The following is an 11843-nucleotide window of genomic DNA, read 5'->3' as shown; positions in this document are numbered from 1 at the left end:
AAAGATCGCCGGTTCTGTGCGATCCGATCTACCACGTGATTGCCAGGGACGTTTCTGGCGAAGCAGGAAGCAAGATCGAGGATGATCGCGAACCTGCCTAGCCGAGCAAAAATGCGCTCGATCTGGTGAAGAACAGCCGAGAGGGTTCGGTGAGGATAGCTGCTTCGACGGACGTCAAGTTCTTGCTCGGCTTGCAGAAAAAGCAGGGTTCACATCGAGACTGACTTTCGAATTCTCCAATACAGTAGGTTACCTTCCGCGCAGAGAGGCTATGTCTCGACGTGACCTGAGAGCGACAAGTCGGAAGGTGACGAGGATGAGAACTCCGACGCATTCGATCTCAGTCCCGACGCGAGGAGGGAAGCACTTCGTGCTGGTCGATGAAAAGAAAGCCACTGCTGCAAAACCGCGTTTCCAGCGTTCCGCGAACCTTCAGCCAAGCAAGCCGCACGGTCAGCCACGATGGGCCGGAATCGTGCGCGTCGGCCGCATGGCGGAATGGCCGACCTGGACGCCTCCGGCCGGCGGCGCTCTGGCGGAGGGAGAGGACCTGAAATCCAACCTTCTCCACGGATCCGCGATCACCTTCGTAGTCGGGGTGTTCGGCTGATGCTGTTCAGTCGACCTGTTCAATCTGCGGACCTGGGTCAACCGGCGGAGCCGGCGTGCAATCTTGCCCCTTGCATTCCTCGACAGGGTCGTCGGCTGGTGGGAGGCAGTTTTGCCCCTCGCAATGAACTGGCGGCTGCTCAGGCGCTGCTTCGCCGTTTGGCGGAACAGGCTGATCCTCTGCGCGAACGGCCGGCATTGCCAAGGCGATCAAGGCCGTGCACAAAAGCGCCGTCCGAAGCAAATTCATTTCCGCCTCCTCGACTGACATCGGGCGGCACAGTACACTTTCGTACTGTGGCCGACATCCTGTCAGCTGCCAACGACGTTAACAGCGTGTTTATGCCATCGTTCAGATGTTCTTCGGCCAGCCTGATTGGCCCGATACCCCGTGGGGCCATATCGACAAGCTGACCTGGCACCAGGCTGTCACGCGGAGTTATTGGGTCATGTATCGAGTTTTCATTGTTTGCTCCTGTTGTGTGGGCGGCTGAAGACTTGCTGCCCGATACGTGTCTGGGCTTAATTGCGTACGAACCGCAATTGTTGAAACACTGTCCTTGTATCGCGGCAGCCTCTTAGTTACTCCTATCTGAACCGAGCTGGATTTGTGGGCCATGCGTGTGTCGGCAGCCACGGTAAAACGCCAGACGATAAGGGCACGGCCTTCGTTGCCTCGATTGTGAAAGGCATTGAACCGCAGGATCAGATCGAAGCTATGCTGGCATCGCAGATGGCTGCGGTGCACATGGCGACAATGACGTTCGCCCGCCGCCTTGCTCACTGCGAAACTATCCCGCAGCAAGACAGCGCCGAACGTGCTTTCAACAAGCTCACCAGGACATTCGCGGCCCAGGTGGAAGCCCTAAAGAAATACCGCACGGGCGGCCAGCAGCACGTCACGGTGAAGCACGTCACGGTGAACGAAGGCGGCCAAGCTATTGTCGGCAACGTCTCGCATGAGGGGCAGGGTGACGGAAAAAAATAACGTCAACCTCATGAACCTAGCGCCTCGGTGTCATGCTCGATCGAAGCGGACAGGTTGCCAGTGTCGATCGCCAGCGGTGAGGGGCAGCGTAGTCTGTCGCATGCATGGTGCGGGCGGTGGCGCACCTGAAGGCAAGCGGAACGGCAACTATCGCAACGGAGGCAGGACGAAACGCACAATGGCAGCCTTGGCGGTTGTCCAGGCAATGGCGCGGATGTGTCGGCAGACGATCGATGATCTACCGGATTAACTGGGAACTAGTCGCGAAGCTGCTCGCCGGTTGCGAAGGGGCGCTGTCCTTCATCATGAGGGGGATGTGAACGTCCGGCTCTTCTGCAGGACGTCGTTGCCGATCGCCCCGCAATCGCAGCGGCCGGCGAAGCAGGCCGAAGTGCACTTGTCACTGGCTAGGGAACGATATCGGCCCCCATGTGTTAGAAATCCATGGACACTTTGGAACCCCAGGGCCACGAGACAGTGGCCGACATTTTGACATCGGAAGTTGCCAATGCCAGGCAGCGCATCCACCGGACCGAGCTCGCGCTTCAACGCACTGAAGAAATGCTGGCCGAGAACCTCGCGCTGCGCAACAGGATACGAACTGCGGTCGAGGCCGCAGACCGCTTGGTGAAGATCGATCCCCCCAGCTTTGAAGGACGTCGCGCGGGTTGAACTGGGCCGGCGTTTCATTCGTCGCGACTTTCAGACCACCGGCGCCACCACTCTCGCTCCAGAACTGTGCCAACCACATCAACGTCTGGGCTGCACGCTCGCGAACAGCCGGAACCAACGGCGACCACGAGCGGTTTACCAATCGAAGGGACCGCAATGGATTCGGAATAATGGAACTTTTAGATATGGAACTGGCGCGAGCCCGACAGCGGCTTAATCGGGCCGAGCGCTCCCTTGAACGTGCGAACGAGATGCTGGATGATGACTGCGGTGTCGGCATCAATATCGCGCTGTGCAGCAGGATACGGGCTGCGCAACAGCGCGTAATTGAGGCCAGATCGCGGTTGACGAAGATCGATCCCACCAGCGCTGACGGAGTTCGCACGGGTTGAACCATCCGGCCCGTCGACATGAAGGGGCAGCCGGGGGTATGGTCTCCCCTCCGATCAGCCCGCGACCTCTCCCTCGGGGCGCGGGCGTTTTTCGCGCTAGGTGCGACTAGCTCCTGGTATCTCGTCGAGGAGAGTTGGACCGTTGCTCACAGGCATCTGGCCGTCGGGAGTAAGCTTGTCCACCGCGTCGGGCAGTTCTCTTGTGAGCCGGTCGAGAAGTTCGTCGCGGGACAATCCGGTTTGCTCAGCGAGATCGCTCAACGTTTGCGGGTCGATCGCCTTATCGACCTGGTCGCGCTGAACGGGGCGATTTGATCCTGTACCGACCCAAGAATCAACTTGATCACCCGCCCCCGCGTTCCGGAGACGATCCAGGATATCGCCGAGCCCGCCGGGGGAGCCCGCGCTTTTGGGATCTGTCGAGTTCCTACCGGCGATTAACTCGCCGATCTTGTCCCTGTTCTTGTAGGCAAGCAGGCCAAGCAAGGCTATGGCGACTTTTCCTATGTCAAGGCTCATTTCGCATCTCCTTCCATGAAGAAGGGACAAGGCATGCGGCTTTGAAAGGTTCCACTGTATTGCTACTGGGCTGATTTACCGTTCGGTGAGCCAAGCGATTGCGGCTTCGCGGTCGGCTTCTGGCGGGACTCCAGCACGCGCGCCCCGCGCAGACTGATGGACGATCCGTGATGCCAATCGTCTCGATCGGTTCGCGCGCTTGAGCTTGCGCCAATCCTCCCAACGAGGAACTCGACGGGTTCTCCGATCGTTGAATGCCTTTGATCGAGCCGCCGTCATGCCGTCCACCTCGATACGCAAAACGGAATACGATCCGGAGCGCAAAGTCCTTTCGGTGTGGTTCGTGGCCAGCGGTAAATGCTACCAATTTGAGGAAGTGCCGCCGGATACCTTCGCCGCGTTCAAAGCCGCCTTTGCCAAGGGCCGCTATTTCAACGACCACATCCGCAATCACTTCCGGTATCATGTGGTTGCGACCGGCGATGATGCCGGATGACGTCCTATGGACCACGCCCGTCATTCAGGCTGGTGGCGACGCTATGAGGTGGTAGAAGACTCGTCCGACGACCCCGGCAAACGATCGCGAATGGCTTCCTCGGTTCGCTTTGCGGTCGATTCCAGAACTTTGCCGACCTTGCCTGCTAGCGTGTCGGCATCTCCACCCGAGCCTTGCCGGTCGGCCTCTTCCTTGACCGTTTCGTAGGCCTCGGCGGCAACTTGCTTTGCTTGCTCCAGGCCCGTTTCGAGAACCTCCTCCGCACTGTCGCGAATTTTGTCGCGGTAGGCGCCAAGTTGCTCGTCCTCTGTGGCTGTGTGGGGCAGCATCACCCCGATAGCAGTGCCCAGCGCAAGGCCGACTGCGGCGATAGCCAGCGGTTCGCGCTCGAAGAGGTCCTGTGCCGATTGGCGCGTCCGAGCCGCTATCTCGCTGGCGCTTGAGCCGAGCTGGCCGGCGGTTGTTGTCATCCTCTCCTTGGCACCCGTCACAGCATTTGTTGCAGCTTCGGCCGCGCCGCTTGCAGCTGATGTAACCGAACCGGCGGTATCGGAGATCATCGCCCCGATTCCGGACCCTTCGTTGCCCTGGCTGAAATCATCGCCGCGCAGGTCGGAGAAAGCGTCAGGAGCCGTTCCTGTCCGATAAGCGGCGGCAGCTGAACTAGACGCTGACGTGCCGTTGCCGAGCATCAGCCAGGCCAGGCCGGCTCCAATCAACGTCAGCGGCAACGGGTTGTCCCTGACTTGCGACTTGAGGTTGCCAAGCATGGCGGATCCTTCGCCGGCGAACATTCCGGTAAATTCGTCGATCAATTGACCCGGTGTCATCTTGCTGCGGATCGAATCGGCGGTGTCTGCTACTTTCGCCCGGGCGATGTCGGCATCGCGTTCAAGCTCGGCTGCGGATTTGTCGCTCATCTGATTTGATCCTTGATCACGCGCGCGTCGCGCTTGAGTTGGTCTTGTGTGCGATCGGGCGTCAGCTCGGAAGGAGCCATGCTTTTCGTGCCAGAGCGCAAGAGAATGATTCCCAGTATCGCGACGACGATCCCGACCAGCAGCGAGGACCATCCCGCTCCCAAGCCGGCACTCGCCAGGGCGATTACGAGTGCTTGCAAAAGCACTATCAAGGCCGCGAGAAGGCATATCGCGCCGCCCAGAACCTCGGCGGCGCCTGCGCCGGCCTTGCTAATTTTTTCCGAAATTTCGGCCCGCAACAGCCTACTTTCGGTTTGAAGCAGGGTTGTGACCTGCTGTGCCAGATCGCTGACGAGGGTTGCGAGGCCGCGACTTTCCTGATTGTTGGTCATGGGTTCTGCTCCAGGCTTGCGCCAGCCCAGTCGTCGCCGGCCAAGTCGTCGCCGGCCAAGTCATCGCCGGCCCTGTCGTCTCTTGGCTGGTTGAAACGGGGCGGCGTCGCTTCAGATGCGTCTGCCGACCGCGTTCCGTTCTCATCCGAGTTCGAAACCGTTTCTGAACCCCCGCCTGTTTGCGATCGTGTCTGTGTTTCGGTCGGGGCAGTGGGCGGCGAGCTCTTGATAAACCGTCCCAGCGCCAAGCCTGCCAATACTGAACCGGCGATCAGCGCCCCTGAGTTTTCGCGGCCGAACGACCGCATCTCGCCAAGAACATCTTCGAATGGTTTGTCCTTCAACGAGGATGAAAGGCGTTCAAGTCCGCCGGCGGCATCAAGGGTGAGCTTCGAAGCGGTCCGTTGATCATTATTGGCCAGATGCTCGCTTGCCGCTCGCAACGCTCCGCTAAAAGCTTTTAGGTTGGAGCTGATATCGCGCTGTGTTCCCTCGGCCTTGTTGAATAATTCCTGCTTCGCTTCCGAAGCGTAATCGCCCGCCTTCCTGGTGAGTTCATCGCGAGCGTCATGTAGCGCCTCTGTCGCGGTCTGCGTTTCCTGCTGGAACCGTTCGGACAGTTCGCTTTTGGCTGTTTCGAAATCGGCCGGCTTACGGCCCTGATCGTCTTCGCGCTGCATGGTATCTCCTAATGGAATCCGAGGAAGGAGAGGATCGCAAGCACGACAACGACAAGGCCGATGAGATAAATGACACTGTTCATGGTGGCAATCTCCTCCACTGCCTAACGAACTTGCCTGCGGCAAACAGGTTCCATCACTTCAAGCTAAATTAGCAACATCGCACTAACCGGTGAGCTTGGTGAACTTTCTTTGGGAAGTTCGCACACGCGGTGTGCCAAGACGCGGACCCAGGCGGCCGTGCGGACATTGGTCCGCGCCTCTGCGCATGTGCTTCAAGCGCTTATGGTCAGGCTAGTATAATGAAGCACCACGCCTAGCTCGCATTAAGATCAAAGCGCACCGGAAGGTTGTAGTCTATTGCACGATCAGCAATCATGTTCGCTAGGTCGGAATCAGAGATCGAACATGCCGGAACAACCTGTTTGAGCGCCTTAACGGCGAGCCCCGTCGATATGAAACTATGGCGCCGCCTCCGAATATTTACATACTGTTCGAGGTTTTCGAGGTCACGCATGTGCAATCCTTCTTGGTCGTCATCTGTGCCTATTGAACCAAGCAGTAATCGATCCGGAGCGAGGGCTCATTCACATTGTTTAATTGGCAAGAAATCTTGATGCCGCATTGGCGCGCTAGCGCGTCCCGGCCGAGGCGGTCACCGCGGTTCATGAAAGAGATTTAGGTAGGTCGCATCAAAGTCGGCCAGCAACGCCAATCGCTGGAAATCCAGGATAACAATCCTCCTGTCTTTCCAGCTAAGCAGGTCGTTCGCTCGAAGTTCCTGTAGCGTCCGATTCACGTGAACTACTGATAACCCAAGCACGTCGCCCAATTCCGCTTGCGTCAGTGGAATCGCGAACGTCTGGTCAGAGGCCAATCCAACTATTTCTAAGCGGACATACAACTCGCAAATTACATGTGCGAGATGCTGTTTGGCGGAGCGACGCCCGAGGCAGGTTATCCAAGTTCGTTGGATCGAGGCATCGATAGTGGTTGAAAGCCAGAGCATCCGGGTGAGATGTGGACTTTCACCCATTGCTGCGAGCAGGTCTTTGTGTCGAATGAAAACTACATCGCACGAGCCCAGGGCGCTCACGCTGTGATCCATCACTTTTAGCAGTAAACTATGCAGATCGACAAAGTCTCCCGGCACGTGAATTGCCGTTATTTGACGCTTATCCCGAATAGCCTGGTTTCGAACTGCGAAACCATTCGCGACAAGACAGCTTTCGGCCGGGCGGGAACCCTCCCTGACGACCTCCTCATCGGGTCTGAAAGTTACCGGCCGGACCGGAAGAGCCTCAATAAGCGCGATCTCGTCTGGCGGCAGGGTGTCGCGGCGGTCGAGCATGCGAACCAAGAGGTCTTTGCCGAACATCGCGGCCCCTTTTGACTAGATCAGGAATTGAGTTCCAGCGACCCGTGCCTCGGCTGGTCGTGCCAGATCACCTGCCGCAGGTCCCGAGCATCTACAACTTTGCCGCCTCTCGAACCCAGATAGAAATGATCGCTCTCATGCTCGACCTCTTCGCTATGTAGCTTGCCTGTAATGGGCGGCCCTAGTTGTGAAAGGTTGGTCATTGTTCGAGAATCGTTCTTTTTTTGAGTCACTGCGTTCCGAGCCTCCCAGCCTCCCGACACAGGGTCTCGCGACCATTACGTGCTTGCCAAAAGGTCGCGGATCCTGCGGTATTGAGAGGCCGAACTTAGTGGCGAAATAGCAGAACTCATATTTTTCGTCACCCGCGACGCGTTTCCGCCCCAGAACCTCTATTGCACTTGTCGTCGGCCATTTTGATTTCCTCCCTGGCTGGCCTTCAGATCAAGCGCAACGCGGATCAGCAACATTTGTTGCCGCCTTCCATTAGAATCACGTTATGTTCCGTCTAGCTAATATATACCGCCGACCCAGACTCGATCAGGTGGGCAAACCTGTGAGTGCCGCGCCGGCCGGCTCAAGTTCATTCCGCCGATGCCTACCTGGTAGCCAAGCCGCCCCAAGGTGACGACTGGATTCACGAGGCCAAGTTCGACAGCTACCGCTCGCAGATCGTTATGAGCCGCAAGTTTTGAGTTGCGTCTGCACGAGTAATTGCCTGGGGTGAGTTCGGGTAATTAGCCATGTGCAGGGTCCGCGATTTCGCCCAGCTTCAACTGTCAGGAGGCGATGGAGCCTGGCTTTCAAGCGATGGTCGATTGCATGCTAGAGGCCGGCTGGACGCGCCCAGAGAGGCGCAGCTCGCGATCGCCCATGCCATAATCCGCGCCGGCCGGCCGCGCTAAGTTAAAACGCAGTCAGCCGACTGCCGCGAATGGCCGACATGCTGGAAAGCTGGCGTATTCTCATTGGTCGCTCGAACAAGCCATTGAGGGTCGTGGGCAGGGCAGTGTTGCTATTAAATCAACTCGTCGCATGGGAATGGCGCAGTGTTTCTGCAGTCGGCGGATGTTTATTTGTGAGCGCAGGTCTGCACCTGCATCCTTTGGCGCTATTACACGTTTGCCCGGCGAAGAAGATGCTCCGGGCCGGCAGAATGTCGAAGAAAACAACCGACGACGCTTACGAAAACCAAGTGCAACTTGAGCGGGGGGCCGAATGGGAGGGCCGCGGACGCAATGCCGAATGGCCGTCACAGATTCCCAGCCGTGGCTGGAAAGACGTGCTGTGGCGGGTCTTTGCTGAAGTAAAGGAGGACCGTGTTATGCTGATCGCGGCCGGGGCCGCATTCTATCTGCTCCTTGCCCTCTTTCCCGCGCTCGCCGCGTTCGTGTCCATCTACGGTTTTGTCGCCGATCCTCAGACCATCGCTGAGCACATTTCGTTCCTTGGCGGCGTACTTCCTTCGGGCGGTTTGGACGTTATCAGATCACAGCTTAGGTCCCTGGCCGCCCAGGACACTGGCGCGCTCAGCTTCGGCTTCATCTTCGGCCTTGCCGTCGCACTGTGGAGCGCCAGCAACGGCATCAAGACGCTATTCGAAGCCATGAACATCGCCTACGAGGAGAGTGAAAAGCGCGGCTTTATCCATCTGAATCTCCTGGCCTTGGGCTTCACACTTGGCGCCATCCTCATCGGTATTGGGTTTATCGTCTCGGTGGGGATCGTGCCGGCCATGCTTGCGCTGCTGAACCTCGGCGGCTGGGCCGAAGCCCTTGTGCGGATCTTTCGGTGGCCGATGATGCTGATCATGGTCGGCCTCGGGATTATGCTGATCTATCGCTACGGCCCCAGCCGCGAAAGGGCAAAGTGGCAATGGGCGACATGGGGCGCCTTCCTCGCGGCTGTGGTCTGGATCGCAGTCTCGATAGGGTTCTCCTATTACCTTGAAAACTTCGCCGACTACAACGCGACGTATGGAGCCCTGGGGGCAGTCATCGGCTTGATGATGTGGACCTGGATCTCCGTGATTGTCCTGATTGTGGGCGCGGAGCTGAATGCCGAGATGGAGCATCAGACCGCCAAGGACACCACCACAGGTGCGCAGCAGCCGATGGGTGCGCGAGGTGCCACGGTCGCCGACACGCTGGGCGGATCGGCCGATGCCGCCGACCAGCAGTCGCGTTCGGGCGAGCACAACACTTAGCGCGCAGATCACTTGGAATCTCCGCGCAACTTCGCTTGGCGCAATCACTGACATCAGCATTGGCGACGAGTTTGCAAGGACGGCTCATCACGGGCTATGGCAAGTCAGATCGCGAGCGTATGAATACCTTCAGGCGCAGTCCCCATCCTGCTCAGACCCCGCGGATGGCAAGCGCGACATCGGCGGAGAACGGCGGCACATCAAGCTTCAGCCAGCCGTCCGAATTCGCTTGCCATTCCGCTGTTTGCCTGCCGGCGTTGGTATCCCAGGCGATGACGCGATAGGTGCCGCGAGCCAACCCGGGCAGCTCCAAGGCGGCCGGAACCGGCACAGCGCCGGCACGAAGCATACCGTTTCGCCCGATCGTGTCGCGGCGAACCAGCCAGACCACTGCCTGGGAATCGTCGCCGCAGGCGACAGCCGCGCCGTCGGGACCGGAAACCCGCATCTGGTCGCCGAGATGGGCACGCCGGAACGAAACCCAGTCGATCAAAGGCAGGAAATCGGCCAGCGAACGCTGCGCCCGCCGCATGCCGGGGGTGAGCACGTGCGGGGTGCGGTTCGGCCACCGCATGCCGCCACCGGCGCCCCCCGCCGCCAGGTGAGCCCATTGCAAATGGCGGAAATATTCATCGTCGAAAGGTTCGGGGAGCGTGATCTTCTTGTCCTTGAACGAGTGGATCGGGCCGTGCTCGGAATCGAGAAAAGGGCGGCCGTCACGGATTTCGCCAAGCGCCTTTCCCACGATCCGCGCCATGCCGAGCGCCGGCGCCACCGTGTCACTGGGGTCGTCGATCGTGCCCTCCTCGTAGAGATGGAGGGAGGCGAAATCGAGGTCGGTGTGGCGGAAGATCGGCTCGGGCAGCGGCATGTGGGACCGCCAGCGAAGCTCAGGTCCGAACAGCGAGACGGTCTGCGGGTGATAGCGGCCGTAAAGTGACGTTTCCAGGCGGCGCACAAAATCGCTGAGATCATGGATGAAGGCGCCGAAGCCGTCCGCGCTGCCCTGAGCCTGCTCGGGATGGATCTCGTTCCAGAGGTCCCATGCGAAGAGGGCTCCGCTGCCGCTCCATCTGCGAACCACGAATTCCAGCCTCGCCTTGATCGCGCGGCGTGTATCGGTGCAGACCAGGAATCGCGACGGGTGGTCCAGCACGCCTCCGTTATTGCGGTTGTAGGGGTGGTGGCGCCAATGGCGCCAGTGCCAGAACGTATCGAAGGGGGTGAGCAGGATTCTCAAACCCTGTTTTTCGCAAAGACGGAAGAGGTCGTCCCACAGTTGCACCATCGCCGGCACGAAGCGGCCCTGCGGCTTCTCGAAATAGCGGTGGCGAACCTGGGCATATTCCAGCATCAGCCTGAGGCAGGTGACGCCGCTTTCCTTCAACCAACGGAGATGATCTTCCACGCCGGCCATATCGGCGCGCCGGAACAGGCCATTGAGTTCGGGCCAGCTTACCGCATCATTCTGCCCGATCGGTGTCCATGACTCGCCGTCCTCGGTGACGAAATAGGAACCAGCCACCTTGATCCAAGGCAGGCCCGCAGCCGATCTCGGCGCAGAGTCTTCTACTTCGCCGACCAGCGGTATCGCCAATCTAGTATCGTTCAAGGCATGCTCGAATTTTCGTCCGCGGAGCAGTATAACTGCCGCGGTGGCAAAATGTTTCGCCGGGCTTGGCAGGCCAATGGATCCTTTCGTCCCATTTTGCGGTACAAGGATGCCCTGCTGCCCTAGTCGGAGCGAAGGAATCTTAGCGGCAGCCTCGAGGGCCTGACGCACCTCCTGGTGGGATCATCCGGTCCCAAATGCATCTATGCAGGACTGGACCGCTTTCTTCCACTTAGGCACCTTCTTGGGCAGTTCATGAGTTGCTCAAAGGCTCCCTTGACGTGGTTGATCCCCTAGGGAATCCAAGTCGGTCGGTCCTGACGAAGACCGGAGGGGTGAATCAGTGGAGAGCCATGAAGGGGAACTTGGGGCAGCCGCGGGTCTCGTCAGGCAATTCCTGCTCTCGCCGCTCAAGCGGCTGCTGAAGCTCCTCGCTAACACGACAAGCTTCGGTGGCAGAGTTTGATTGCGCTCCTAACTAGTAGATCGCGCAGCTCGACATGATCAACTCTCTGAACAAACGTCTTTATCTAGCGTTGCCATAACCTTAATTATTTGATTGGATAGACGCTTCAGAGCTGGCGCTCAGAGTACGCGCTCGATTAAACGGATACTACTCGCGCTCATCGAAAGCCACGAACAGGCCCAGGGCAGTAGCCGCCTCGCCGATAGCCTCGGTTATCTCGTCGTTGGACGCGACCAAATCAGGCGCAGCCTGCCGAATTTGGTTCACTGCCGCTTTGATCCAGACGGTGTTCCCTGGTCCGCGCTATTGAGGATTGCGGCAATCGCCTGATCTAGAACTGGACTGACCCTTTGGACGATGCTCATCCACTTCCCCCCGAACGCGAGGAGGCAATGATCACATGTCCGAGACCCTTGATGCGACCCATGCACGAAACGCACCGAACTGGGCCCGGTGCGGGGCGCAACACAGGATATTTGATGGAAATTGCCGAGCGAGAAGAACCGGCCGACC

At 58.9% G+C, this 11843-nt stretch carries 12 protein-coding genes; 6 read left to right on the top strand and 6 right to left on the bottom strand.

What is annotated here, in order from left to right:
- Positions 1 to 370: 370 nt before the first annotated feature.
- The 4 genes from EN885_RS03775 (at position 371) to EN885_RS03760 (ending at position 2661) form a co-directional block, all read left to right on the top strand.
- Positions 371 to 610, top strand: a complete 240-nt coding sequence (locus EN885_RS03775; RefSeq protein WP_128241019.1) for a hypothetical protein — start codon at positions 371 to 373, stop codon at positions 608 to 610.
- A gap of 609 nt (positions 611 to 1219) precedes the next feature.
- Positions 1220 to 1597: a hypothetical protein gene (locus EN885_RS03770; RefSeq protein ID WP_128241020.1), complete on the top strand. Its 378-nt coding sequence runs from the start codon at positions 1220 to 1222 to the stop codon at positions 1595 to 1597.
- 477 nt (positions 1598 to 2074) lie between these two features.
- Positions 2075 to 2269 carry a hypothetical protein gene (locus tag EN885_RS03765; RefSeq protein ID WP_031256726.1) on the top strand — a complete coding sequence of 65 codons (195 nt, stop codon included), beginning with the start codon at positions 2075 to 2077 and terminating at the stop codon, positions 2267 to 2269.
- A 170-nt stretch (positions 2270 to 2439) separates the two neighbouring features.
- Entirely contained in the window at positions 2440 to 2661 is a 222-nt protein-coding gene (locus tag EN885_RS03760; RefSeq protein WP_091591673.1) for a hypothetical protein, read from the top strand.
- Positions 2662 to 2757: 96 nt separating this feature from the next.
- Here EN885_RS03760 and EN885_RS03755 read toward each other — a convergent pair whose 3' ends face one another.
- Positions 2758 to 3180 carry a YidB family protein gene (locus EN885_RS03755; RefSeq protein WP_128241022.1) on the bottom strand — a complete coding sequence of 141 codons (423 nt, stop codon included), beginning with the start codon at positions 3178 to 3180 and terminating at the stop codon, positions 2758 to 2760.
- Between the two features lie 277 nt (positions 3181 to 3457).
- Between EN885_RS03755 and EN885_RS03750 the strand changes: the two genes are divergently transcribed.
- On the top strand, positions 3458 to 3676 hold the full coding sequence (locus tag EN885_RS03750) for a KTSC domain-containing protein (protein WP_128241023.1): 219 nt from the start codon (positions 3458 to 3460) through the stop codon (positions 3674 to 3676).
- Between the two features lie 41 nt (positions 3677 to 3717).
- On the opposite strand, the gene EN885_RS03745 is transcribed toward EN885_RS03750, so the two are convergent.
- The 4 genes from EN885_RS03745 to EN885_RS03730 all read right to left on the bottom strand — a co-directional run bounded on the left by EN885_RS03745 (position 3718) and on the right by EN885_RS03730 (position 7046).
- The gene (locus tag EN885_RS03745) at positions 3718 to 4596 is read right to left on the bottom strand and encodes a hypothetical protein (RefSeq protein WP_128241024.1); all 879 of its coding nucleotides are present in this window, start codon (positions 4594 to 4596) and stop codon (positions 3718 to 3720) included.
- Positions 4593 to 4988, bottom strand: a complete 396-nt coding sequence (locus tag EN885_RS03740; protein ID WP_095486764.1) for a phage holin family protein — start codon at positions 4986 to 4988, stop codon at positions 4593 to 4595. Before EN885_RS03740 ends, EN885_RS03745 begins: the two co-directional genes overlap by 4 nt.
- Positions 4985 to 5668 (bottom strand): hypothetical protein, encoded by a 684-nt coding sequence (locus EN885_RS03735; protein ID WP_206072982.1) that lies wholly within the window; start codon positions 5666 to 5668, stop codon positions 4985 to 4987. The genes EN885_RS03740 and EN885_RS03735 overlap by 4 nt, the downstream gene beginning before the upstream one ends.
- A gap of 655 nt (positions 5669 to 6323) precedes the next feature.
- On the bottom strand, positions 6324 to 7046 hold the full coding sequence (locus tag EN885_RS03730) for a Crp/Fnr family transcriptional regulator (protein WP_128241025.1): 723 nt from the start codon (positions 7044 to 7046) through the stop codon (positions 6324 to 6326).
- A gap of 934 nt (positions 7047 to 7980) precedes the next feature.
- Here EN885_RS03730 and EN885_RS03715 point away from each other — a divergent pair.
- The gene (locus EN885_RS03715) at positions 7981 to 9252 is read left to right on the top strand and encodes a YihY/virulence factor BrkB family protein (RefSeq protein WP_348631554.1); all 1272 of its coding nucleotides are present in this window, start codon (positions 7981 to 7983) and stop codon (positions 9250 to 9252) included.
- Positions 9253 to 9403: 151 nt separating this feature from the next.
- Here the strand turns inward: EN885_RS03715 and EN885_RS03710 are convergent, their stop codons facing one another.
- A complete protein-coding gene (locus EN885_RS03710) occupies positions 9404 to 10864 on the bottom strand; it encodes a hypothetical protein (protein ID WP_206437519.1) in 1461 nt (486 codons plus the stop codon).
- Positions 10865 to 11843: the final 979 nt, after the last annotated feature.

Source organism: Mesorhizobium sp. M6A.T.Cr.TU.014.01.1.1 (assembly GCF_004022765.1).
GTDB lineage: Bacteria > Pseudomonadota > Alphaproteobacteria > Rhizobiales > Rhizobiaceae > Mesorhizobium > Mesorhizobium mediterraneum.
Note: the sequence above shows the minus strand (reverse complement) of the source record. Positions and strands in the feature narration are given on the sequence as shown.

Coding starts and splice junctions, on each gene's coding strand:
- EN885_RS03750 (WP_128241023.1), top strand. CDS start 3,458: ATGCCGTCCACCTCGATACGCAAAACGGAATACGATCCGGAGCGCAAA.
- EN885_RS03760 (WP_091591673.1), top strand. CDS start 2,440: ATGGAACTTTTAGATATGGAACTGGCGCGAGCCCGACAGCGGCTTAAT.
- EN885_RS03740 (WP_095486764.1), bottom strand. CDS start 4,988: ATGACCAACAATCAGGAAAGTCGCGGCCTCGCAACCCTCGTCAGCGAT.
- EN885_RS03755 (WP_128241022.1), bottom strand. CDS start 3,180: ATGAGCCTTGACATAGGAAAAGTCGCCATAGCCTTGCTTGGCCTGCTT.
- EN885_RS03715 (WP_348631554.1), top strand. CDS start 7,981: ATGGCCGACATGCTGGAAAGCTGGCGTATTCTCATTGGTCGCTCGAAC.
- EN885_RS03745 (WP_128241024.1), bottom strand. CDS start 4,596: ATGAGCGACAAATCCGCAGCCGAGCTTGAACGCGATGCCGACATCGCC.
- EN885_RS03735 (WP_206072982.1), bottom strand. CDS start 5,668: ATGCAGCGCGAAGACGATCAGGGCCGTAAGCCGGCCGATTTCGAAACA.
- EN885_RS03730 (WP_128241025.1), bottom strand. CDS start 7,046: ATGTTCGGCAAAGACCTCTTGGTTCGCATGCTCGACCGCCGCGACACC.